This window comes from Faecalibacterium sp. Marseille-P9590 (assembly GCF_017377665.1).
In the GTDB taxonomy this organism is placed as follows: domain Bacteria; phylum Bacillota; class Clostridia; order Oscillospirales; family Ruminococcaceae; genus Faecalibacterium.
In genome coordinates, this window is record NZ_JAFREF010000007.1 from 107,531 (window position 1) to 130,144 (window position 22,614).

The window sequence follows — 22,614 nt, forward strand, 5'->3', positions numbered from 1 at the left end:
TTCTACTCTCCTTATTTATAAGGAATCTTTCTCATTTTTCAGTAGATTCTTCCAGATTCTTTCGGTACTGTGCCGGACTGACACCATACTCTTTCTTGAATACCCGGCTAAAATAGAGTGGGTTATCATACCCTACGATCTCTGCAATTTCTCCAATATTGTATTCGGTGTTCTCCAATAAGCTTTGTGCATTTACCATCCGAAGGGACAGGATGTATTGTGCAGGGCTTATTTTCATGTACTGCTTAAAATTACGGATAAACCAGTTCGTACTGATATGCAGCGATTCTGCGTAATCGTCCACACTGACCTTTGTATTATAATTCTCGTTAAAGTAGGCAACGGCGGCTTCGATTTCTTCGGGGATGCTTGTAGTTGTTTTCTCGCTTTCCTGCTGTTGCCTGCTTACTAAAAGCAGAATGATGTTGAAGAGAGAAGCAATATAGTCTTCATAGCCATATTCACATTGTTGCAGTTCCCGGATGATCTTTCGGAACAGCATTTTGTAATCCGGCAGTGTGCCGCTGTAAAAAACGTGCTTGTCCAATGGTATTCCGTGATAGTTCAGGATGTTTTTGACATCATATCCTGTAAAGTGAATCCAGAACACCTCTGGATGATCTTCTACATAGTAGACATACTTCTGGATTTCTTTCGGCTGATAAAGCACCATGTGTCCAGAAGTCACCACTTCCTCAACACCATCGAACCAGAAGTGTGCTTTACCAGATGCCACATAGAGGATTTGATAGTCTCTGCGACCCTTTGCCCAAAAAGTAGGTAGCTTAGGGCGTTTTTTCAAGCGATAAGTGCCGCAACTGCCTACGACCAGCGGCTTTGAGTTGTCTTTGAAATCCAAACGGGAGTTGTTCAAATATCCTGAGTTGAAATACATCCCTGCGTCCTCCTCATCTTCAGAGATTTTACAGTGATTTGGAAAATGTTCTATCAAAAAATTACAAACTCTTTGATTTTGTGCATATTTTGTTCCATCTTGTCTATATCTTTTCGTTCCATTAGATTCTATAATATTTTCAGACGAAACGCAAGAGATTTGGGCAACTTGCGTAATGAGGATTCCAGTCTGAAGTGCGCAGCAGATTGGTCGCGCCCACACAAAACAAGCAAGATGGGAGAAAGCACAATGACTGAGAAACGTTATCTAAAGTGGTATAATAAAGTCGGCTATGGTTCAGGCGATATTGCAGGCAACGTGGTGTATGCATTCCTGTCCTCCTTCGTCATGATCTATCTGACCAACACCGTTGGCCTGAACCCCGGTATTGTCGGCACTCTGATTGCAGTTTCCAAACTGCTGGACGGTGTGACGGACATTTTCTTTGGTTCTTTGATTGACAAAACGCATTCTAAGATGGGCAAAGCCCGTCCTTGGATGCTGTACGGCTACATTGGCTGTGCCATTACGCTGGTGGCAATTTTCGCCATCCCGACCAATCTGGGACAGTTTGCACAGTACGCATGGTTCCTGATCGCATATACTCTGCTGAACGCTGTATTCTACACTGCCAACAACATTGCTTACTCTGCACTGACTGCTCTCGTCACGAAGAACAGTGCCGAACAGGTCGAGATGGGTTCTTGGCGTTTCATGTTCGCCTTTGCCACCAGCCTGCTCATCCAGTCCATCACGCTGGGTGCTGTTACGGCATTGGGCGGTGGTGCTGCCGGTTGGCGCACTGTTGCAATCATCTACGCCATCATCGGTCTGCTTGTCAACACCCTCTCCGTTTTCTCCGTGAAGGAACTGCCGGAAGGCGAATTGGTGGATACCACCGACAAAAAGGAAATCGAGCAGGACGAAAAGTACAATCTGGTTCAGGCTGCAAAGCTGCTTGCTGGTAACAAATATTATATGATGATTTGCGTCACCTACATTTTGCAGCAGATCTACGGTGCCATGATCAGCATGGGTACCTACTATGCAACCTACATCCTTGGCAACCAGAATCTGTTCGGTGTATTCTCTTGGGCAATCAACATTCCTCTGATCATCGCACTGGTGTTCACCCCGACCTTGGTTGCAAAGTGGAATGGAATGTATAAGCTGAATGTAATGAGCTATACTCTGGCAACGATTTCTCGTGCACTGGTTGCTGTAGCTGGTTACATGGGCAGCGGCAATGTGACCTTGATGCTGCTCTTTACTGCAATCGCAGCTCTTGGTCAGGGTCCTTGGCAGGGCGATATGAACGCTGTGATTGCTGCTTGCTCTGAATATACTTGGCTGACGAAGCATAAGCGCGTGGATGGCACGATGTACTCCTGCACTTCTCTCGGTGTGAAGCTGGGCGGCGGTCTGGGTACTGCCATCACCGGCTGGCTGCTGGCTGCAAGCCATTTTGACAGCGCTCTGACCGTTCAGCCGGATTCCTGCATCAATATGCTGAAGATCATGTATCTGGTGATTCCGTTTGCTCTGGATGCCATCATCACCTTCATTCTCTCTCGTATGAAGGTCGAAGAAGCAAATGAAAAACTGCGTGCAGCAGTCTGATAACAAGCCATTATCATTTCTCCTTCATCTGCTGTTCCCCGGAGGAATCCAGCGATTCCTCCGGGGAGGCTGGAGAAATATTATAAAATTATAAAAGGTAAATGAGGAAATACTATGGCTGCATTTGATTTTGCAAAAGTAAAAGACCCCACCTTTTTCAAGGAAAACGTGCTGAATGCTCATGCAAGTTTCCGTACTTACGCTTCCCGCGAAGAATATCGGACAGGCTCCTCTTCTTTGGCGCTGAAGCTGGACGGTATCTGGAAATTCGCCTACGCAAAGAACTACACCAGTGCCATCCCCGGCTTTGAAAAGACGGATTACGATTGCAGCGGCTGGGATGACATTCATGTTCCGGCACACATCCAGATGGAGGGCTACGACATTCCCCAGTACGCGAATATTCAGTATCCGTGGGATGGCCGTGAAGAAGTACAGCCGGGTGAGATCCCGCAGCGGTTCAATCCGGTGGCAAGCTATGTAAAATACTTCGAGCTGCCGGAATCCATGCAGGGCAAGCCCGTCCACATCGAGTTCGAGGGTGTGGAAAGCGGCATGGCTCTTTGGCTGAACGGGTCTTATGTGGGTTACACCGAGGACAGCTTCTCCGCACACGCATTCGATCTGACTCCCTATCTCCAGCCGGGCGTAAACAAACTTGCTGTGCAGGTGTTCAAGTGGACTTCCTCCAGCTGGTGCGAAGATCAGGACTTCTTCCGCTTCTCCGGCATCTTCCGCAGCGTGTGGCTGTACGCCATCCCCACCGTGCATCTGGAAGATGTATCCGTCAAAACGCTGTTTGCAGGGGATGATTTTACTCATTCCACGCTGGAAGTTGCATTGCAGGTGGAGGGTAAGGGCGCAGCTCGTCTGACCCTGCGCCGCAGTGAGCTGGAAGTGTTCTCCGAAAAAATCGCACTGAACGGCGGCTCTGCTCTGTTCAGCCATGCGGTGGAGAGTCCCTACCTGTGGAGTGCAGAGGACCCGGCTCTGTATGAACTGGAAATTGAGCTGCTGGACGATGCAGGCCATCTGGTAGAGGTGACTGGGCAGAAAGTCGGTTTCCGCAAGTTCGAGTTGAAGAACAATCGGATGCTGCTCAACGGCAAGCGCATCGTGTTCAAGGGTGCCAACCGTCATGAGTTCAGCTCCATTACGGGTCGTGCTGTGGGCGTACACACCCATGAGGAACTGCTTCGGGATATCATCACCATGAAGCAGAACAACATCAATGCCATCCGCACCAGCCATTACCAGAATCAGGATGCACTGTACGACCTGTGCGACGAGTATGGTCTGTATCTGATCGCAGAGAACAATCTGGAATCCCATGGCACATGGGACATTCATCAGGCGGGCATTCGCGGCATCGAGGGCGTTTTGCCCAATGATAAGCCGGAGTGGAAAGCTGTCTTGTTTGACCGCATGAATTCCACTTACCAGCGTGACAAAAATCATCCTGCTGTTCTGATCTGGTCTCTGGGCAACGAATCGTTTGGTGGTGAGACCCTGCTCCAGATGGCAGAGATGGTCCGCCGCTTTGATGACACCCGTCTGGTGCATTACGAAGGTGTGGTCAATGATCCCCGCTTCCTCGAAACCACCGATATCGAGAGCCATATGTACAGCACTGTGAAGGACATTAAAGAGTATCTGGCACAGGGCGATAAGCGGCCTTATATCGAGTGCGAATATTCTCATGCTATGGGCAACTCCAACGGTGCTTTGCACAAGTACACGGAACTTGCCGACCAGAAGGACTGCGGCTATCAGGGCGGCTTTATCTGGGATTACATCGACCAGTCCATCTGGAAAAAAGACCGCTACGGCAAGTGGTTCCAAGCCTACGGCGGCGACTTCGGCGAGCGTCCTACCGACTATAATTTCAGCGGAAACGGCATTGCCTACGGTGGTGACCGCGCTCCTTCTCCCAAGATGCAGGAGGTCAAGTTCTGCTATCAGAACATCGCCGTTTCCATCGACAACTCTGGCTTCGAAGTCTGGAACAAGAACCTGTTCACCTCTACGGATGCTTTCGACTGCGTTGCTCTGCTGCATCGCGATGGAAAGCTGTATCAGCAGCAGGAACTGACCCATATTGATGTTGCTCCCGAAGAGCGTTCCAGCTTCCCGCTGCCGTTTATGGTTCCTGCGCTCCCCGGTGAATATGCAGTGACCATCAGCTTCCGTTTGAAGGAGGACACCAGCTGGGCAAAGAAGGGCCATGAAGTCGCCTTTGGACAGGGTGTGATCGCTGTGGTCCGTTCCATTCCCAGCAAGAAGGTCACGCCGTTTACCGTTACGCACGGTACACACAACATCGGTGTCCGGGGTGAGAATTTCGATGTTTTGTTCTCCGATCTGAATGGCGGTCTGACTTCCTACCGCTATGCCGGCAAAGAGATGATTCAGGAGATTCCCCGTCCCAACTTCTGGCGCGCTCCCACCGACAACGACTGCGGCAACAACATGGGCGGCGTTCGCGGTCAGTGGAAGCTGGCAAGCCTGTACGCTACCGCCAAGGGCATCGGCAAGGAGATTCCGTCTGTTCATGGCGGCACCATCCTCCAGAACCCCACCTGCGAGGTGGAAGCCGACAGCGTGGTCGTGACCTATCTCTATAACCTCCAGACCAGCCCCGCAGCAGAGTGCAGCCTGCAGTACCGTGTGTTCGGTGATGGCCGCATCCAGACCACCCTGCACTATGACCCGGTGGAAGGACTTGCAGCAATGCCGGAGTTCGGCGTACTGTTCAAGATTGACGCTGACTACGACACGGTGGAGTGGTACGGAAACGGCCCTGCGGAGACCTACTGGGATCGTCAGTATGGTGCAAAGCTGGGCATTTACCAGAACAAGGTCGCAGACAACATGGCACAGTACCTTGTGCCGCAGGAGTGCGGTGCAAAGACCGCTGTGCGCTGGGCAAAGGTAGTGGACCGCAAGGGTCGCGGGCTGCTGTTTACCGCAGATGCCGCAAAGCCCATGTTTTTCTCTGCGCTGCCCTACACTCCCCATGAAATGGAGAGTGCCAAGCATCCCTACGAGCTGCCCCCGGTCCATTACACGGTGATTCGTGCCATCGGCGAGCAGATGGGCGTCGGCGGTGATGACAGCTGGGGTGCCAATGTCCACCCGGAGTATATTCCCGATGTAACCAAGCCTGTGGAGTTCACCTTTACGTTCCGTGGCATCTGATGATTGCCCGCAAATGAGGTGTTCTCTGTGAAAAAAGCGAAAGATCAGCCTGAATCTGAACCAGCCGAACTAGCATCCCTTGTTGGAGAGCGGATCAGAAAGATCCGCAAAGAAGAGGGGTTAAGCCTAGAGCTTTTTGCTTTACGTTGTGACATGAATGCCGCATACGTTGGGCATATGGTATGCTGTTTACCGATGTCCAAAGGAGCGTGCATTTGAACAAAAAGAAAAAGTCCACAAATACTTCCCCTTATCCCGATGAAGTCATCGACCGTCTGGCACGGGCATTCTACCCGGCCATCCTTGCCTGCTGGAACAGCGAGGAAGGGCAGCGGTCACTTGTCGGGGCGAAGGCTCCTCCATCTTGCTAACGCAAGACCGTTCGGTCGCTTAAAAGCCCCACTGGGGCTTTCATTGCTCCGCTGCGCTGCGCAAACGCGAGCTTGCCTATGGCAGGCGGAGCAGGCTCATCACACCCCCAGCAAAGAGAAACAGAGCGTTCCCGCCGGGGAACTCCCTGTTGTACATATCGCTGTTGTCTGTGGCTTTAATCGCAAGTTTTACAAGCAGTGCAATTCTCAACAACTTGTTTGCGATATGCAATTCATGGTTGTTGCCAACGAATCAAATCGTGAATTGCGATGGCAGGGTGCGTCCTATTCAGGGGCGCACCCTGTTTTTTTTACTATGCTTCATCATTTTCTGCACGCAGCATCCGGTATCCGACACCAACATGGGTCTGAATCAGATGCGGCGCATCCGGGTATCGTTCCAATTTTTTGCGCAGGGATGCCATGTAAACTCGCAAGGAAGCAATGTCATTTTCCTGCGTACTGCCCCATACTTTCTGCGTGAGGGAGGTATGCGTCAGCACTTTGCCCACATTATGCGCCAGCACACACAGCAGTTTGTACTCGATGGGGGTCAAATGCAATTCATTCTCGCTCAGCCAGACGCAGCCTGCCGAGAAGTCGATCTTCAAAGGACCATTGACAAAAACCGGGCTGTTTATACCGTCAGAAGCCAGCAGATTCAATCGGCGCTGCGTTACACGCAGTCTTGCCAGCAGCTCATCCACGGAAAACGGCTTTGTCAGATAATCGTCTGCGCCGTTGTCCAGTGCCTCGATCTTATCAGAATCCTCGCTCCGGGCACTCAGGACGATGATGGGCAGGTTCGACCATGTGCGGACGCTGCGGATGACCTCGATGCCGTCTATATCGGGCAACCCAAGATCCAGCAGCATGATGTCCGGATTGTGGCTGGTAGTCATCATGATCGCCGTTTCCCCGTTGGAAGCAGTCAGATATTTATAGCCGTGGGTTTTCAGGGTCGTTGTGATCAGACACCGTACAGGAACATCATCCTCTACGACCAGAATGGACGGCTTATTCATGAATATTCACCTCACTTTGCGGCAATGCAAAGGAAAAGACACTGCCATTGGGAATGTTGTCACGCAGGGTCAATGTTCCGCCGTGAGCCGTCAAGATTGCACGGCAGAGGGGCAAGCCCAGTCCAAGGCTGCGGTGGCTGTCTGCGATGCGGCTCTGCCCGGTATAAAACATCTCGAACACCTGTGCTTTTGCGCGATCCGGAATGCCGGGACCGTTATCTGCAACTTCCACTACGACCTGATGGTCTTTCCGGTAAGCCGAAATCTGAATGACCGAACCCACGGGGGTGTATTTGATGGCGTTATCCACCAGATTGACAACGACCTGCATGATCAGCCGTGCATCCACATTGACCAGGAGGATCTCGTCCCCATACTGTGTTGTGATGGTGTGTTCGCAGCTTTTCCGGTTGACATGATGCAATGCTTCTTCGATCATTTCGTCCATCAGCTGCGGCGAGATCTGCAGATTCATCCGCCCATCTTCAATGCGGGTGATGGAAAGCAGATTTTCCACCAGACCGATCAGCCATTGCGCATCGTCAAAAATATCGGTGCAGATCTTGTTCCGGGTCTCTGTATCCAGCGTTTCTCCGTTGGAAAGCAGATTGCTGGCATTGCCGGAAATGGAGGTCAGCGGGGTGCGCAGGTCATGGGAGATCGTGCGCAGCAGATTTGCCCGCAGCTCTTCATTTTTTGCCTGCACTGTTGCCTGCTCTTTTTCCAGTGCGTTTCTGCGGTTTTCGATGGCCAGCGCACCTTCGCCCAGAATGGAGAGCAGCACACTGTTTTCAAAGGCATCCAGCGGTTTTTCAGACAGGTCGATCCCAACCACTCCAAACACGCCGCCTCCGGTCCGAAGTGCAAGATAAAGTCCCTTTGCGTCCGGGTAGCTATCCGTGCCTGCACCGGAACGCTTTTTGTTTGCAAATGTCCAATTTGCTGCATCCCGTTCTTCCGGTGCAGAAAAGATGTTTTGCGCCGTTTCCCCGTCAACCCCAAAAAACTGTTCTGAACCAAGACCTCCGTTTTGTTCCGGGTAGACGATCAGGCTCCGGTTCAGCAGTTTTATCAGCTGGGACGCTGTCTGAGAGAGGATTTCTTCCTCGCTTTTTGCTCTCTGTAAAAGCTGATTCGTATCAAACAGTATTTTTGTCCGGAATGCTGCCTGCGCAGACATTTTTGCATGATCCTTCAGCCGTGTCGTCAACGTACAGGTAATGATTGCAGAGGTCAGCATCAGGGCAAATGTGACCTGATAACCGGGGTCATACGCATGGAATGTCAGGCGCGGTTCCGTCAAGAAAAAATTGTATAGCGCAACACTGGCAATGGAGCCCAGCACACCGCAGGTGTAACCGCTGGTACACAATGCGGTGAACAGCACCCCCAGCATATAGAGCATAATAATATTATAGCGTGCAAAGTCCAGTTGCAAGAAAAAGAAGCCGATGAGCGTGATGCAGCTCAGGATGCCTGCGGTGATCAGCAGATCACAGACAGAGGGGAGAAGCGGACGGATGAACAGCTTCCGTCCTGAACCGTAGCCGTTCTCTGCAGAAGCATCCGGGATGATATAAATATCCAGATTAGGCGCAGTCAGCGTCAATTTTTCAGTCAGTGACGGTCCACTCCAGAAATGGCGGCGATGTACGCTGGAGCGCCCCAGTACGATTTTTGTAATGCCAGAGATCCGGGCAAACTCTGCGATCTGCTGTGGAATGTCATCTCCGTAGATCGTAGAAATGTCGGCACCTGCCTGCTCTGCCATACGAATGTGCTGCTGCAAGCGCCGACAGTCTTCTTTTCCCATCTGATCCGAATCCGGAGTCCGGACATACAGAGCTGTAAAGGTCCCGCCGAACGCCTTTGCCATCGTTGCTGCCGTCCGCACAATCTTTGCATTGGAGGGAGAGGACGACAGACACGCCAGAATATGTTCAGTGGGAGGGTCGTTCTGATTCATAAAGATCACCTGCCTTGCCCACAGTATAGCACAATTTGATGGTCACGACCACCAGCCACGTCTTTTTCCTTCCTGTCGAATGATCTCCTTCCGCATGTGATCCAGCGCATCTGCTGCCCAAAAACCACTCAACATGACTCCAAGAACCATCAATAACAAAGCGACATCCATACGATCCGTCCTATCTTTTTAGAGCCGGAAACACTTCTGGATCGATGCGTATTTTCCCAAAACCAGCATACTTTCATCCCGGCACAGCTGCGTATCCGGCGTGATGTTCATATCGAGCTTTCCGTCTTTTTTCAGTGCAAGAATGTTGATGTTATACTTTTTTCGGATATTGATCTCACCGATCGTACGATCCATCCATTCCGGCGGAATGGTCACTTCCATGATGGCGTGGTCGTCCTGCAGCTCGATATAATCCAGAATGTGTTCGGAGCTGTATCGGATCGCTGCCCACTTCGCCAGCTGCTTTTCCGGGTAGACCACTTCATCCGCACCGTTGCGCAGCAGGAACTTGGCTTGTACATCCCGCTCTGCACGCGAGACCACAAGCTTTGCACCCAGCTCCTTGAGCAGTGATGTCGTTTCCAGTGAGCTTTGAAAATTGCCGCCGATGGTTACGATACACACATCAAAATTGCCGACACCAAGGGAGCGCAGAAAGTATTCGCTGGTGCTGTCACCAATCTGTGCATTCGTCACATAGGAAAGCACGGCGTTCACACGGTCCTCATTGCTGTCGATTGCCATGACCTGATGACCCAGCTCATTCAGTTCCTGCGCAATATGGCGGCCAAAACGGCCAAGCCCGATCAAAAGAATCGATTTCATACTTGTCTCCTTTATCCGATTGCAATCTTCTCCTGCGGCAGACGAGAGTGGGCAGGGCTGCTGCCAAATGCCGCATAGATCAACGTCAATCCGCCAACACGTCCCAAAAACATCAGTGCAATCAGCACCCCCTGCGAAAGGACCCCCAGTTGCGGCGTGATGCCCAATGTCAGACCTACCGTTGCCACAGCCGATGCAGTTTCATACAAACAGACTGACATCGGCAGCTGCTCAGCCGCAGCAATGACAAAGGCTCCGAGGAAGAACAGCGTCAAATACATCCCTGCGATCGTAGCAGCATTCTTGACCGCGGAACCATCTATGCGCCGCCCGAAAAATTCGGCATCTTCTCTGCGGCGGAAGGTTGCCCACATATTGGCCAGCAGAACGGCAAATGTTGTGGTTTTCATGCCGCCTGCCGTGGAGCCGGGCGAACCGCCCAATAGCATCAGAACCACCATCAATGCCTGTGAAGTGCTGCCCATCGCAGCAAGATCGGCGGTGTTAAAGCCGGCAGTACGGGGGGTGACGGATTGGAACATCGACAATAAAATGCGCTGTCGGGCAGAGCCTGCCGTGAACTCGAAACAATAAAAGTACAGCGCCGGCAGTACCAGAAGAAACGCCGTTGTGACAAGGATCACCTTGCTCTGCATCCGATAATGGTGAAAATCAAGGCGATATGTACAAATGTCCTCCCATGTCAGAAAACCAAGGCCGCCAAAGACGATCAGGGCCGCGATCACTGTGGTAAGCAATGGGTTTCCTGCATACCGTGTCAGCGAAACAAATTTTGCACCCTCTGTTCCCAGCAGGTCAAAGCCGGCATTGCAGAACGCCGAAATGGAATGAAACAATGCGTACCAGATCCCGCGCAAACCATAATCGGCGCAAAATGTCGGCAGCAGCAGTGCAGCACCGGCCAATTCAAACAGGGCAGTGATCCGCAGAATAAAGCCTGTCAGCCGCACGATGCCGCCCATCTGCGGGGCAGCCGTAGCTTCCTGCATCGTGCTGCGCTGCTTGAGGGAGATCTTTCGCCCGGAAAGCAGCGCAAAGGCAGCGCCTACCGTAATGACACCCAATCCTCCGATCTGGATCAGAAGAAGAATTACGCTCTGCCCGAATGCCGACCAGTAGCTGCCGGTATCCTGAACCACAAGCCCGGTCACGCAAAGGGCAGAGGTGGAAGTAAACAGCGCCTCATGGAACGGTGTAACGCACCGCTGCTGTGCAGCGATTGGAAGCATCAGAAGCAACGCGCCCACCAGATCAACTGCCGCAAAACCTGCAATAATGACCTGAAAAGAAGAAAAACGGTGCTGCCTGTAACGAGGATATTGAATCATAAAAGCTCCTTTACCTATCCGTGTGCATAAAGATTAGCATGGAATAGATAAAGGAGCCGTAAAGAAAATTGTAGAAGTATAAAGATTCCATTAAAATTGATCGGGCAACACTAAAAAATGCCGGGCATCACCAGCGCAAAAAACGGTAATGTCCAGCATTCATTCAGATTTCTAGTCCATGGCTTCCAGTCATATTCTTCAAATATTCCTCCGGGTCGCCATTCAGAATCAAATCCGCATAGCCCAGCGGGTCATTGTAGATGAGATAATCCAGTTCTGACCTCTGCGCCATGGTCACATCCAGCGCATCCTCGACCCCGGTGCAATTGATGGAAATTTTTCTTTCATCCCGGAGCAGCAGCTCCACGTAGCCAGTGTCCATATTAAATTTGCAGGCTCTTGCATCGTACTTCATGCTCACGTCCTCCTGAAATCATGTCGTAGCTTATGTCGGTCAATCTATGATTTCGGATTTCATCTTCCACGGACACCCATATTGAGTTTTCCGAAGAAAACAAATAATCCGAACCCATCTCCTATCGGAAACAAGTTCGGATTATTTTTGTTTGGTCCACCTGACGCATCTACAGGCGAATCATTCACTTTATGTGTGCAATAAATATTTTATGCTCGTTGAATTTTATTTGCCCGCCCGATGGAAGCGCCTCACCTAAATTTTCTTGCAAACAAAAAGCTCCCCGCCAGCGATCCGGTTCAGGATCACCAACGGGGAGCTTTGCTTAGTCGTCCATAACAGGCAGTGCTTTCACTTTCCGATACAGCTCTGTACCTGTGCCGTTACCGCCTAAATCGTGGTAGCTGTTATAAACATATTCCAGATTCTTCAATCCGTCCACATCAACAGCACCCTTGGACAGATAATAGCGGCACGACTGATACAGCCGATCATGCAGCAGCGCAAGTAGACCTTTTCTCTGTGCCTTAATACGTTTCATCAGCACCACGCACAAGGCGCCCAGTCCGCTCGTAGTCAGGCCAAGAACCCATGTGAGGATATACTTCACCGTCGTTTCAATCATCGTTATACCCCCGGCTTCTTGCCGTCCTCCCCCGCCTGACCGAAGTGGGCCACAGTTGTGGTTTCACGGTTCTTCTTTTCCATGTACGCGGCCAGCTTCTTCTTGCTGATTTTGAAGACGACTTCCACGATCCAGTCAAGGGTTTTTTCATTGATCGCCCAATCGAGCCAGTCCGGGGTGATCTCGCGCAGGGTGTCGATGACCAGCTTTTTCTTCTCAGCTCCCATCTTTCCGCCGACAATGTTGACTTCCGCCCACTCGATCCACTTGTAGGCCGTCTTGGCGATGACGGCGCCGTAGCCCAGCCGCACCGCAAACAGGGCAGTGACAGCCACGCCTACTACCATAAAGATGTAGGACAGCCACGCCGGGAATGCCATGAGGAAGGATTTCAGAATTTCCATGATGATACCTCCGTTTGTTTCTCTTTACATTTTCCAGCGGCTCTTGTTGGGCCGCGTGTCGATATGAACCCAGCCTGTCACGCGCTTCGGGTGTGCTGCATCTTTCGGGTAACGGCCAATGCCGCCGCGTCCGGGCAGGAGCTTTTCGGCGTAGTCAGCCACGGCGTTCACCGTCACGCCCTCCACCCAAAAGTCTGCGGCCCGGCCCCGAATGTGCTGGCTGTTGCTGCTGGCGCCGGGCAGGGTCGCGTTATAGGCCGCCGTCCGGTAGCCGCTCGTGATATGCACCTTCGCACCGAAATGCTCCCGGATGCACTGCAACAGCACCACCAACTCATCGTCGATCAGGATGGTATCAGATGCCTTGCAGACAAATTCCTTAACCTGAAAGCAGGGTGCCAGATAGGTCTTCCCATCCTTCTTCAAACTGTACGTCTTGATTGCCATGTTCTTTTTTACCTCGTTCTTTCTTGATCTCGTAGAATTTCCCATACGTTTGATTTAGCTTATGCCGCAAGCTCATGCACTCGCAATGGCTCAGAACACCGCGATAGCTCCCGATGGTTCTTTCAACGGATTCTTCCGTGATCTTTCCTTCCTCATATTCCGCCAGCACTTGCGACAGCCGCAGCTTAATGCCTCGGATTGTGGCGTGTCGTAGGCGGCGGTGTGTCGGCCACACCTTCATTCCTACAAACTCCACGCCCTGCTTCAATGGCTGGATGCTGGTTTTTCTGTTCAAGGCCAAATTTAGCTCCCGGCGCAGGAACGCTCCGATCTCATCCCGGATTCTGGCAAGCTCCTGCTTGTCGTGCCCGACGATAATAATGTCGTCCATGTACCGGATATACCAGTGGATGTGCAGCGTGTGTTTCACAAACTGATCCAAGGTATCAAGGTATATATTGGCGAACATCTGTGAGGTCAGGTTGCCAATGGGGACGCCCACGTCCTCCAATCGGCACTCCGGCGGCACCTCATCTGCGCTCATCCCCTCCGGCAAGCCAAATTTGGTTTGGTCGCTATGCAGGATCACGCGGAAAAGCCACATCATGCGCGGGTCTGTAATTTTCTTCCCGATGATCCTCAAAAGAATCTCGTGGTCGATGCGATAAAAATACTTTGAAACATCCAGTTTCAGAGTGTAGGCTGGGCCGCCCCTGTCCGCCTGTCTCATCCAATATTGCAGATGATCCAGCGCCGCATGTGCGCCCTTGCCTTTGCGGCAAGCATAGCTGTCCGGTATAAAGCCTTTGTCAAAAATAGGGAAAACGATCTGGTAAATCCCCCACTGCACAACGCGGTCAGGGTAGTGTAGCGCCATCGCCATGCGCAGCACCGGGCGCCTGATCCAGAAGATTCGGTACGCCCCTACCTTATAGGTCTGCTTCTCCAAGCGATTCTTTAATATGATGCAGTACTCCGCTTTCTTCTGCTCAAACACCAGCACCTCATCGCGGGTTCGTTTACCCTTGCAAGCATGTTTGTGCGCCAGCATCAGATTTTCAAAGTCCGCCACTTGGACGAAGATATTATTGTAGGTTTTCATTTTTGCCTTTCTGCGTCCGTGACATATTCGGCCACTCTCCACCAGATTGCCGGGCGGTGAAGATACTCCGGCCATTCTCCCCGGCGCCACACGACGGATTCTGACCCCTTTTACCCATGTAATGCAGCCCAGACCTTTTGTTCATAAGCTGACATTCTCTTGTGGGGAAAAGCCGAGCGCCGCCCAATGTTGCCGTTGCGGTTGCCGCGCACATTGTTGAGGTTCACTTTGGAAACGCCCGCGTTGGAAGTGTTGTTCCAGCTGCCGCCCCGGATCGGGATGCGTAATTGACGGTCAGACCCCGGCGCCGTACAAAATGTACCGCTATATGTAAAAAGGCAAGCAGCCTATTTCGTCTGCTTGCCTTCCACATATTTCTTGTAGTTACCGATCATTCCGCCGATTGCCTTGGTGTGTTTGCTCCATGTTTCGTATTGGTGCATCGAGATGCACACCAGCGGTTGCGGCGGAAGCTCTGGCGTTTGGCCGTCGCCCTGCTGCTTGTGCTTCTTCTTGCTCCCCTGCTTGCGCGGTATCGGGGTTGCCGCCTCATCCAGATAGTCCCTCAAATCCAGCAGCAGGGTATCGAGTTCCCGCAAGGTATCTTTCTTGTAATACTTTGTCTGAATCTCATTGCAGAGGTGCTGCATGTCGTACATGGTATCTTTGATTCTTTTGGCAAGGCCGTACTTTTCCTCTCTCGGAAATTCCCGCAGGATTGGCTTTGCGTATTTAATCATCGCCTTTACCGCTTCTTTCAGACGGTATCCGCCATTCGATGTGTTCATCTGCTGCAATTTTTCATTTTCAATGCTATTCATATCAAGTCCCAAGGCCCTACAAAATATTGGGGCGGCTACCGCCGCCCCATCGGTTCACGGTTTACCCCTCTTCGAGGGAACCCACAAAAGCCGAGCGCCGCCCAACGCCGCCGTTGCGGTTGCCGCGCACATTGCCGAGGTGCGCTTCGGAAACGCCCGCGCTGGAAGCGCTGTTCCAGCCGCCGCCCCGGATCGGGATGCGTTCACCGCTGTTAATCATGTACATGTCATCGCCGCCGTAGTCGCCGCCGGGGTTCTTCGGGTACATGCCAATGCCATAGAGAATCTGCGGCACAGTAGACAGCGTGGTTGCCAGAGAGGTGAAGCCAGTGCCACGGCCAGTGTCGCTCTTTCCGGTCAGGGCGTCGGTAACGAGGGTAATCTTGCTGTTGCGCCAGTCGAGCTTGATGGTGCCCGACGTACCGGGCGCCACAAGGCTGCCGTCTGCGGTGATGGCCTTCCACAGCGTACTCGATGCGGACAGGTCTGCCGTTGCCAGTGCGGCGTCGTTGTGCTGAATGATCTGGATTTCACCGTCAACAATGCGCAGACCAGCGGCCCACTCCCACGCATTGCCATTCAAATCACAAATACCGGACAGATCATTGTTGTGGCACCAGCTCACCGGGCCGCTTCCGGTCAGGGTCAGGTTTACTTTGCCGTCACTGCCATAGGTGGCCGGGATGCCCTTTTCCCATGCGTGTGCATGGTCGCAGCCATAGTTGTTGTTACCGCGCGGCTGGAAGTCGTTAGCAAGGCACCAGAGCTGGATTGCAGCGTACATCGCGTTGGTCGCCAGCGTCCAGCCCTCGCCCTTGCTGCGGCTCTGGCTCACCGCCTCATCGAAGCTGACGTTGACTGCCGGGGTCTGCATGGGCAGACTGCAAGGCACACCATTGACGAGGGTATCATGATATTTACCGAGACAGAAATAGGGCTTCTCCACGCCGTCGATCTTGAACGCAGGAAGCACCGTATCATCGCCAGCGCCAACGTCCTTGTAGGTCATCTTTGCAATGGGCACCACAACGGACGGATTTCCAAACTTGTCCAGCAGCACAGTGTTTTTGCCGCCGCTGATGCCCTCAACAGCGGCCTTGAAATCAGCGTAATTCGTCATAGCTTATTGCTCCTTTCACTCAGCCAATGGCCCACAGGGTCAGAATGCAGCGGCTCGCATCGAACGGCACAGGCTCCTTGACGGTCTGCTCCATCTCGCCTTCTCCGTCCAGCGCGGGCACCTTCTCAACAGTCTCGGTATAAGCGCGGGCGGGAATGTCGATCTGTGCGGCATAGGACAGATCATCACCGCCGCCGATAACCGTAGCCAGTGCGCCGCTCCAATTACGCACCACGTCGATATGCACCGGAAAATCCTGCTCATACTTGGCAAGGTTCACCATGATCTCATCATCGCCGAAAAAGAGCTTGGAACCCACCAGTTCGTAGCCCAGCTTGGTGCCCTCATTTTTTTCGATCACCTGAATCATAACTCAGTACCCTCCATTCATGTTGTTCTCGCGGCAGATTTCGCGGGTCGTCGCGGCGATCATCTCCGCCTGTTCCCGCTGCTCTGCGCTGATCGTACCCCGGCAGCCAAAACTTTCGGCCACCTGAGCCTCGTAAGCTCTGCGCTCGTCACTCTTGATAATCACATTTGCCATGTGGTTACACTCCTTCCTCCCCAGTCGGGGCCACACCGTCTTCATACTCCGGGACCGGGATCATGCCACCCTGCACCTCCACTTCTAGGGTCACTTCCTTTGCGTTTCCGGTATACGCAATCTTGAAGCCGTTGAGCAGCTTGTCTGTGACAATGATATTGCCAGCAGTGCCCGCCGGGTCGCCGTCAAGCGCCACGCCGTTCGGCATCACCGCAGAAACAACGCGGACATTCACGGTGTAGTCGGTGTTGTTGCGCTGCTGTTTCAGTGCGATGGTCTTCTTGGAGTTGTTGGCCGGATACTTTGCCGAGTTGTACAGGTAGATGAGGTGCATTTCTCCGGTCATTGCCTCAATATCGCGGCAATGCTCATTCATCACACGAGTATGCTCCGCCAGTAGCAAGCTGCCCTCCAAAATGCCTTCTTCCATGTGGTTGAAGTTTTCTGCGCTCTGGGCAGTACCAACGGTCAGCACCTCGCCATCTACTCGCTCATGGGTAACGGAGCCGTCAGAGTTGTTCGTCTCTTTGAAGCGGTTGACAAACTGCGTTACCCTGTCAACCCATTTTCTTACCGAATACATAGATACCCTCCTTATACGTCGGCGCTCTTGAAGTTCAACGCGACGCGCAGTAATGCGCCCTCGTCGGCCTCCTCGAATTCAATCTGTTCATTTCCGATCAGCGTCTTGGTGTACATCACCTGCTTACTGGTATCCAGAAGCGCGATCTCTGTGACGGTGCCCCCGGCTGCCTCACCGGGCGGGATCGTCATGAAGAACGCAAGCCGCCCATCTTTCAGGGTTTCCACGCTGTCGATGGGCACAGCCTTATAGGTGCTGCCCACCTTATACCGGGCCGATGCGACGCGAAGCTTGGTAAAATCCTTGTACAGCCCCAGTGCATAACTCGTCATTGCCATAATCTTTCACCCCCTTTCATTGAACAAACGGCTCCTCGCCGCTCCTCTTTCCCTTGAACTTGGTTGCCGAAACCTCCACGTCCACTGCCAGCGGCACTTCGTCCAGCGTCGCAGGAATGTCACTTGCGCAGGTTTCCGTTCCGGTCATTGTAGCTTTCATGCTATTGACACATCTTTCGGCGCTGTCAGGCGCGGGCGTTTCGCCCCTGCCTCTCGCACCAGCTTGATGAGTTCCGAGGAATCAATGTCACGTCCTATTTTCCGCTGCCAGTTCTGGTATTCCTGCACAGCTTTTTCTACATTTTCCTGAATGGTCGTCGCGGATTTTGTATTGCTCGATCCCCTACTATCTGCGCCATGCAGTCAAGGTGAGATATTCTCCCTATACTGCAGAATGGCGTGTGGAGGGCAAAACTGCCACCGGGCGGGGCGATATTATCTCCTCCGAGACCTACGGCACCAGCAGAGCCAACGCCTACAAGATTCTGGAAGAAACTCTGAACCTGAAAGATGTCCGCATCTACGACACCATCGAGGATGCCGAGGGCAAGCCAAAACGTGTGCTGAACAAGCGAGAGACCATGCTGGCGCAGCAAAAGCAACAGGTCATCAAGGATGCTTTCGCCAACTGGGTCTGGCAGGACCCCCAGCGGCGCATTGCGCTGGTGAAGCAGTACAACGAGCTGTTCAACTCTACTCGTCCCCGTGAATACGATGGAAGCCACATCAAATTCGTGGGCATGAACCCGGAGATCACCCTCCGGGAACACCAGCGCAATGCCATTGCCCATGTACTTTATGGCGGTAATACGTTGCTTGCACACGAAGTTGGTGCAGGCAAGACCTACGAAATGGCGGCATCCGCTATGGAAGCAAAACGCCTTGGTTTGTGCCAGAAAAGCCTTTTCGTAGTGCCAAACCATCTGACGGAGCAATGGGCTTCGGAGTTCCTGAACCTCTACCCCAACGCCAAACTTTTGGTGGCACGGCGCAAGGACTTTGAGACCGCCAACCGCAAAAAATTCTGCGCCCGCATCGCCACCGGCGACTACGATGCCGTCATCATCGGGCATAGCCAGTTTGAGCGCATTCCGCTGTCCTTTGAGCGGCAGGAGCGTATCATTCAGGAGCAGATTTATGAAACGCTTGCCGCCATCAATGAGCTGAAAGTCCATGCAGGCGAGAATTTCTCCATCAAGCAGATGGAAAAGACCCGGAAAACTCTGGAAACCAAGCTGGAAAAGCTGCGCTCTGATGAGCGTAAAGACGATGTAATCACCTTTGAGCAACTGGGTGTTGACAGGCTCTTTGTGGACGAGTCACACTTCTACAAGAACCTCTTTTTGACCACAAAAATGCGGAATGTCGCAGGATTATCCACCAGTGAAGCCCAGAAATCTAGCGATATGTTCGGGAAATGTAGATACTTGGATGAGGTCACCGGAGGCCGGGGCGTGGTGTTCGCCACGGGTACGCCCGTGAGCAATTCCATGACCGAACTGTACACGGTCATGCGGTACTTGCAATACAGTACCCTGCAACAGAAAAAGCTGACCCACTTCGACTGTTGGGCATCCACCTTTGGCGAGACCACCACCGCCATCGAGCTTGCCCCGGAAGGTACAGGGTATCGGGCGAGGACGAGATTTGCCAAGTTCTTTAACCTCCCGGAACTGATGTCCATGTTCAAGGAGGTTGCGGACATTAAAACATCCGACCAGCTCCATCTGCCTGTGCCCGAAGCGAAGTTTGAAACCGTGGTGGCGAAACCGTCCGACATCCAAAAGGAAATGGTGCAGGAACTGAGCAAACGTGCCGCAGAAATCCACTCCGGCACCGTGGATGCCTCAGTGGACAATATGCTCTGTGTCACCAACGACGGCAGAAAGATCGGCTTGGATGTGCGCCTGATGAACCCCATGCTGCCGGACGACCCCAACAGCAAGCTGAACGTCTGTGTGCGGAATGTGCTGAAGATCTGGGAGGAGGGCAAAGATCAGAAGCTGACCCAGCTTTTGTTCTGCGACCTCTCGACACCAAAGAACGATGGCAACTTCAATGTCTACGATGACATTCGCAAGAAGTTGGTTGCCGCCGGTGTGCCGGAGAATGAGATCGAGTTTATCCACAACGCCGACACCGAAGCGAAAAAGGCGGCATTGTTCTCCAAAGTGTGCTCTGGCGATGTGCGAGTTTTGCTCGGAAGCACTGTAAAAATGGGAGCGGGCACCAACGTCCAGTCCCGGCTTGTGGCGGTGCATCATCTGGATGTTGGCTGGAAGCCCAGCGACATGACCCAGCGCAATGGTCGCATCATCCGTCAGGGCAATATGAATAAAGAAGTCAAGGTGTTCAATTACGTCACGGAAGGGACATTTGATGCCTATTTATGGCAGACCCTTGAGAATAAGCAGCGGTTTATCAGCCAAATCATGACCAGCAAATCTCCTGTTCGCTCTTGCGAGGATGTGGACGAGCAGGCACTTTCCTATGCGGAGATCAAGGCACTGTGCGCCGGAAATCCACTCATCAAGGAGAAGATGGATTTGGATGTGCAGGTGGCAAAGCTGAAGGTGCTGAAAGCCGACCACCAGAGCCAGAAGTTCCGTCTACAAGACAAGCTGCTGACCAAGTTCCCGGCTGACATTCAGGAAACGAACGCCCACATTGCCGGGCTGAAAGCGGACGCACAGCTTGCCGCCACCCACCCGCAGGGCAAAGAAGAGTTCTGCGGTATGGTCATCAAGGGTGTAACCTATGACGAGAAAAAGACCGCCGGTGAGCGTCTGGTGCTTGCCTGTTCTGAACTGCCAAACGCCGAAGAAAAAGTCATCGGCAGCTACCGGGGCTTTGAGCTGTCCCTGCGGTTCGACACCTACCGCAGTGAATATCAGGCACTTTTGAAAGGGCAGCGGAAGTACACGGTACCCTTGGGCACTGACCCTCTGGGCAACATTATCCGTCTGGATAATTCGCTGAACAACTTCCCGGAGCGTATCACTTCTGCCGAAAACGAGCTGACCACCCTGCATCAGCAGCAGGCAGCGGCACAGATTGAGGTGGAAAAGCCCTTCCCACAGGAGGAAGAACTGGCAGAAAAGTCCGCACGGCTTGCGGAACTGAATGCCCAGTTGGACGTGGACGAGAAAAACCACGAACCGGAACAGGACGAGGAAGAACAGGAGGATTCACCTCGCCGCCCCTCGGTTCTGGCAGCACTGGAAGAAAAGTCGGACAAGCCGGAGTCGGTGAAGCCCTTCCGCAGTTATTACGACAAGGACGGTGATGCCCGGTGAGGGAAAAGCGGGATGAAATCATTATCCTGAGAACAACAAAAGCTGAGAAAAGCCGCATTTATGAAAAGATGTTGGGCATGGGCATCCGAAGCCTGAGTGCCTATATCCGTAAGATGGCACTGGACGGCTACTGCCTGAACCTTGACCTGCCGCAACTGCGGCGCATGGCATATCTTTTGCAGGTATGCAGCAACAACCTGAACCAATATGCCAAAGCCGCTAACGAAAATGGTCGGGTCTACGCCGCCGACATGGAGGACCTGCGGCAGCGGCTGGACGAGCTGATCGACATTGGTCGGCAGATCCTTTCCCGGCTGGCAGAACTCTAAAATTTTCCCCGCAGTTGGAGGGCTGCGGGGTACATACGGGTTGACATCCTTGCAACGCAGGGGTTGACACCTTTATAATAGGGACGAAAGAAAGGCAGGTGCTGGATATGAGGTTCGTTTTTAAGATGATCGTTTTCCCGGTTTGGCTGCTTACGGCTTTCCTCGCGCTGATGCTGAAATGGACGCTGAACCTGTCAGCGTTTGTGCTGGCTCTGCCCATGCTGTATATTTTCGGCTGCGGTCTTTATACGCTGTACTGCCGGGAGTGGCTGCAGTTTTTGATCTTGCTGGTGGCGGAGTTTGGATGCTTCCTGCTCATCACCGCCGGAACGGTCATTGTGGAAGCCGTAGAATGGCTCAGCGGTTGGATTGCAGAATTATAAAATTTTTATGCCGCCATTGTGCGGCATTTTCTTTTTGCCGGGAGGTGGTAGAACTGGCTGCAACACGCTTGATTGCGCTGCACAAAAACAAAGGCAAGTCGGTTGCGGCCTGCCTGAAAAGCCGAACAGATTACGCCCAGAACCCGGACAAGACACAGCAGGGCGAACTGGTCAGCAGTTACGAATGCAGTCCCCTGACCGTGGATGAAGAATTTATGCTTTCCAAACGCCAATACGAACTTGCCACCGGTCGCAGGCAGAAAAGCGATGTGATCGCCTATCAGATTCGGCAATCGTTCAAACCAGGCGAGATCACCGCCGAAGAAGCCAACAAGGTGGGTTATGAGCTGGCAATGCGTTTCACCAAAGGCAAGTATGCGTTTATCGTTGCAACCCACACGGACCGGGAACACATTCATAATCACATTATCTACAACTCCACTGCGTTGGACAGCACCCGGAAATTCCGGGATTTTTTATTGTCCGGGCTGGCTGTGCAACGGTTGAGCGATCTGATTTGTCTGGAACATCAGCTGTCTATTATTGAAATCAAGCCGTACCGGGAGCGGCAGAAGCGCACCCTTTATCCACCCAGAGAAAGTAATCGAGATAAGTTGTGTGCCGTAATTGACAACATCCTGCTGAACGAGAAACCTGCAAGTTTCGAGGGCTTCCTTCAAAAGCTAGAACAGCAAGGCTACGAAATCAAACGGGGAAAGTACACTTCGGTCAAAGGAACACGGCAGAAACGCTTTATCCGTTTTCGGACACTGGGCGCAGGATACAGTGAAGATGAAATCAAGGCGGTCATTGCCGGAGAAGCCGAACACCGCCCGCATCAGAAGCAACCACCGAAAGAGCAGCCGTTCCACCTGTTGGTGGACATTCAGTCAAAGCTCTCCGAGGGCAAAAGCGAAGGCTATGCACGGTGGGCGAAACGCTACAA

23 protein-coding genes and 1 pseudogene are annotated in these 22,614 nt (G+C 52.5%); 7 read left to right on the forward strand and 17 right to left on the reverse strand.

All coding sequences use genetic code 11. From position 1 onward, the window contains the following. Window positions 1-31: 31 nt before the first annotated feature. On the reverse strand, window positions 32-895 hold the full coding sequence (locus J3349_RS09415; RefSeq protein WP_207677229.1) for an AraC family transcriptional regulator: 864 nt from the start codon (window positions 893-895) through the stop codon (window positions 32-34). Between the two features lie 249 nt (window positions 896-1,144). Between J3349_RS09415 and J3349_RS09420 the strand changes: the two genes are divergently transcribed. The 3 genes from J3349_RS09420 (at window position 1,145) to J3349_RS09430 (ending at window position 6,084) form a co-directional block, all read left to right on the forward strand. Continuing rightward, complete coding sequence (locus J3349_RS09420) at window positions 1,145-2,515, forward strand: glycoside-pentoside-hexuronide (GPH):cation symporter (RefSeq protein WP_207677230.1); 1,371 nt, start codon at window positions 1,145-1,147, stop codon at window positions 2,513-2,515. 114 nt (window positions 2,516-2,629) lie between these two features. Further along, entirely contained in the window at window positions 2,630-5,713 is a 3,084-nt protein-coding gene (locus J3349_RS09425) for a glycoside hydrolase family 2 TIM barrel-domain containing protein (RefSeq protein ID WP_207677231.1), read from the forward strand. Window positions 5,714-5,928: 215 nt separating this feature from the next. Further along, entirely contained in the window at window positions 5,929-6,084 is a 156-nt protein-coding gene (locus tag J3349_RS09430; RefSeq protein ID WP_242699598.1) for a hypothetical protein, read from the forward strand. Between the two features lie 314 nt (window positions 6,085-6,398). Here J3349_RS09430 and J3349_RS09440 read toward each other — a convergent pair whose 3' ends face one another. From J3349_RS09440 to J3349_RS09515, 16 genes are all read right to left on the reverse strand, one after another. Then, a complete protein-coding gene (locus J3349_RS09440; protein ID WP_005926942.1) occupies window positions 6,399-7,109 on the reverse strand; it encodes a response regulator transcription factor in 711 nt (236 codons plus the stop codon). Then, on the reverse strand, window positions 7,102-8,985 hold the full coding sequence (locus tag J3349_RS09445) for a DUF4118 domain-containing protein (RefSeq protein ID WP_207677248.1): 1,884 nt from the start codon (window positions 8,983-8,985) through the stop codon (window positions 7,102-7,104). Before J3349_RS09445 ends, J3349_RS09440 begins: the two co-directional genes overlap by 8 nt. Before the next feature lie 279 nt (window positions 8,986-9,264). Then, window positions 9,265-9,912, reverse strand: coding sequence for a TrkA family potassium uptake protein (locus tag J3349_RS09450; RefSeq protein WP_015565003.1), 648 nt, complete (start codon window positions 9,910-9,912; stop codon window positions 9,265-9,267). 11 nt (window positions 9,913-9,923) lie between these two features. Then, the gene (locus J3349_RS09455; RefSeq protein ID WP_207677232.1) at window positions 9,924-11,261 is read right to left on the reverse strand and encodes a potassium transporter TrkG; all 1,338 of its coding nucleotides are present in this window, start codon (window positions 11,259-11,261) and stop codon (window positions 9,924-9,926) included. A gap of 163 nt (window positions 11,262-11,424) precedes the next feature. Then, window positions 11,425-11,676, reverse strand: a complete 252-nt coding sequence (locus J3349_RS09460) for a DUF6061 family protein (protein WP_207677233.1) — start codon at window positions 11,674-11,676, stop codon at window positions 11,425-11,427. Window positions 11,677-12,001: 325 nt separating this feature from the next. Next, on the reverse strand, window positions 12,002-12,301 hold the full coding sequence (locus J3349_RS09465; protein ID WP_207677234.1) for a hypothetical protein: 300 nt from the start codon (window positions 12,299-12,301) through the stop codon (window positions 12,002-12,004). Window positions 12,302-12,303: 2 nt separating this feature from the next. Beyond that, window positions 12,304-12,705 carry a hypothetical protein gene (locus tag J3349_RS09470; protein ID WP_242699600.1) on the reverse strand — a complete coding sequence of 134 codons (402 nt, stop codon included), beginning with the start codon at window positions 12,703-12,705 and terminating at the stop codon, window positions 12,304-12,306. Between the two features lie 24 nt (window positions 12,706-12,729). Beyond that, a complete protein-coding gene (locus tag J3349_RS09475; RefSeq protein WP_207677235.1) occupies window positions 12,730-13,152 on the reverse strand; it encodes a D-Ala-D-Ala carboxypeptidase family metallohydrolase in 423 nt (140 codons plus the stop codon). Further along, window positions 13,085-14,254: a reverse transcriptase/maturase family protein gene (locus tag J3349_RS09480; RefSeq protein ID WP_207677236.1), complete on the reverse strand. Its 1,170-nt coding sequence runs from the start codon at window positions 14,252-14,254 to the stop codon at window positions 13,085-13,087. The genes J3349_RS09475 and J3349_RS09480 overlap by 68 nt, the downstream gene beginning before the upstream one ends. Window positions 14,255-14,601: 347 nt before the next feature. Beyond that, window positions 14,602-15,075, reverse strand: a complete 474-nt coding sequence (locus J3349_RS09485; RefSeq protein WP_207677237.1) for a hypothetical protein — start codon at window positions 15,073-15,075, stop codon at window positions 14,602-14,604. Between the two features lie 61 nt (window positions 15,076-15,136). After that, the gene (locus tag J3349_RS09490; RefSeq protein WP_207677238.1) at window positions 15,137-16,195 is read right to left on the reverse strand and encodes a hypothetical protein; all 1,059 of its coding nucleotides are present in this window, start codon (window positions 16,193-16,195) and stop codon (window positions 15,137-15,139) included. Window positions 16,196-16,214: 19 nt separating this feature from the next. Further along, on the reverse strand, window positions 16,215-16,565 hold the full coding sequence (locus J3349_RS09495) for a hypothetical protein (protein WP_207677239.1): 351 nt from the start codon (window positions 16,563-16,565) through the stop codon (window positions 16,215-16,217). A gap of 3 nt (window positions 16,566-16,568) precedes the next feature. Next, window positions 16,569-16,739 (reverse strand): hypothetical protein, encoded by a 171-nt coding sequence (locus J3349_RS09500; RefSeq protein WP_207677240.1) that lies wholly within the window; start codon window positions 16,737-16,739, stop codon window positions 16,569-16,571. 4 nt (window positions 16,740-16,743) lie between these two features. After that, window positions 16,744-17,322, reverse strand: coding sequence for a hypothetical protein (locus J3349_RS09505; protein WP_207677241.1), 579 nt, complete (start codon window positions 17,320-17,322; stop codon window positions 16,744-16,746). Window positions 17,323-17,333: 11 nt separating this feature from the next. Continuing rightward, on the reverse strand, window positions 17,334-17,660 hold the full coding sequence (locus tag J3349_RS09510) for a hypothetical protein (RefSeq protein WP_207677242.1): 327 nt from the start codon (window positions 17,658-17,660) through the stop codon (window positions 17,334-17,336). Between the two features lie 16 nt (window positions 17,661-17,676). After that, entirely contained in the window at window positions 17,677-17,820 is a 144-nt protein-coding gene (locus J3349_RS09515) for a hypothetical protein (RefSeq protein ID WP_207677243.1), read from the reverse strand. Between the two features lie 181 nt (window positions 17,821-18,001). On the opposite strand from J3349_RS09515, the pseudogene J3349_RS09520 reads away from it, so the two are divergent. From J3349_RS09520 to J3349_RS09535, 4 genes and pseudogenes are all read left to right on the forward strand, one after another. Then, window positions 18,002-20,956, forward strand: a pseudogene (locus J3349_RS09520) (SNF2-related protein); the annotation flags it as partial. Then, window positions 20,953-21,285: a plasmid mobilization relaxosome protein MobC gene (mobC, locus tag J3349_RS09525; protein ID WP_207677244.1), complete on the forward strand. Its 333-nt coding sequence runs from the start codon at window positions 20,953-20,955 to the stop codon at window positions 21,283-21,285. The pseudogene J3349_RS09520 and the gene mobC, both read left to right, overlap by 4 nt. A 107-nt stretch (window positions 21,286-21,392) precedes the next feature. After that, window positions 21,393-21,668, forward strand: coding sequence for a hypothetical protein (locus tag J3349_RS09530; protein WP_207677245.1), 276 nt, complete (start codon window positions 21,393-21,395; stop codon window positions 21,666-21,668). Window positions 21,669-21,721: 53 nt separating this feature from the next. Next, a partial coding sequence (locus tag J3349_RS09535) for a relaxase/mobilization nuclease domain-containing protein (protein WP_207677251.1) occupies window positions 21,722-22,614 on the forward strand: 893 nt, incomplete at its 3' end.

What these genes read in the sequence shown, in the direction of transcription:
- J3349_RS09415 (WP_207677229.1), bottom strand. Translation starts at nt 895, where the DNA reads ATGTATTTCAACTCAGGATATTTGAACAACTCCCGTTTGGATTTCAAA.
- J3349_RS09420 (WP_207677230.1), top strand. Translation starts at nt 1,145, where the DNA reads ATGACTGAGAAACGTTATCTAAAGTGGTATAATAAAGTCGGCTATGGT.
- J3349_RS09425 (WP_207677231.1), top strand. Translation starts at nt 2,630, where the DNA reads ATGGCTGCATTTGATTTTGCAAAAGTAAAAGACCCCACCTTTTTCAAG.
- J3349_RS09440 (WP_005926942.1), bottom strand. Translation starts at nt 7,109, where the DNA reads ATGAATAAGCCGTCCATTCTGGTCGTAGAGGATGATGTTCCTGTACGG.
- J3349_RS09445 (WP_207677248.1), bottom strand. Translation starts at nt 8,985, where the DNA reads ATGGCAAAGGCGTTCGGCGGGACCTTTACAGCTCTGTATGTCCGGACT.
- J3349_RS09450 (WP_015565003.1), bottom strand. Translation starts at nt 9,912, where the DNA reads ATGAAATCGATTCTTTTGATCGGGCTTGGCCGTTTTGGCCGCCATATT.
- J3349_RS09455 (WP_207677232.1), bottom strand. Translation starts at nt 11,261, where the DNA reads ATGATTCAATATCCTCGTTACAGGCAGCACCGTTTTTCTTCTTTTCAG.
- J3349_RS09460 (WP_207677233.1), bottom strand. Translation starts at nt 11,676, where the DNA reads ATGAAGTACGATGCAAGAGCCTGCAAATTTAATATGGACACTGGCTAC.
- J3349_RS09465 (WP_207677234.1), bottom strand. Translation starts at nt 12,301, where the DNA reads ATGATTGAAACGACGGTGAAGTATATCCTCACATGGGTTCTTGGCCTG.
- J3349_RS09470 (WP_242699600.1), bottom strand. Translation starts at nt 12,705, where the DNA reads ATGGAAATTCTGAAATCCTTCCTCATGGCATTCCCGGCGTGGCTGTCC.
- J3349_RS09475 (WP_207677235.1), bottom strand. Translation starts at nt 13,152, where the DNA reads ATGGCAATCAAGACGTACAGTTTGAAGAAGGATGGGAAGACCTATCTG.
- J3349_RS09480 (WP_207677236.1), bottom strand. Translation starts at nt 14,254, where the DNA reads ATGAAAACCTACAATAATATCTTCGTCCAAGTGGCGGACTTTGAAAAT.
- J3349_RS09485 (WP_207677237.1), bottom strand. Translation starts at nt 15,075, where the DNA reads ATGAATAGCATTGAAAATGAAAAATTGCAGCAGATGAACACATCGAAT.
- J3349_RS09490 (WP_207677238.1), bottom strand. Translation starts at nt 16,195, where the DNA reads ATGACGAATTACGCTGATTTCAAGGCCGCTGTTGAGGGCATCAGCGGC.
- J3349_RS09495 (WP_207677239.1), bottom strand. Translation starts at nt 16,565, where the DNA reads ATGATTCAGGTGATCGAAAAAAATGAGGGCACCAAGCTGGGCTACGAA.
- J3349_RS09500 (WP_207677240.1), bottom strand. Translation starts at nt 16,739, where the DNA reads ATGGCAAATGTGATTATCAAGAGTGACGAGCGCAGAGCTTACGAGGCT.
- J3349_RS09505 (WP_207677241.1), bottom strand. Translation starts at nt 17,322, where the DNA reads ATGTATTCGGTAAGAAAATGGGTTGACAGGGTAACGCAGTTTGTCAAC.
- J3349_RS09510 (WP_207677242.1), bottom strand. Translation starts at nt 17,660, where the DNA reads ATGGCAATGACGAGTTATGCACTGGGGCTGTACAAGGATTTTACCAAG.
- J3349_RS09515 (WP_207677243.1), bottom strand. Translation starts at nt 17,820, where the DNA reads ATGAAAGCTACAATGACCGGAACGGAAACCTGCGCAAGTGACATTCCT.
- J3349_RS09530 (WP_207677245.1), top strand. Translation starts at nt 21,393, where the DNA reads ATGAGGTTCGTTTTTAAGATGATCGTTTTCCCGGTTTGGCTGCTTACG.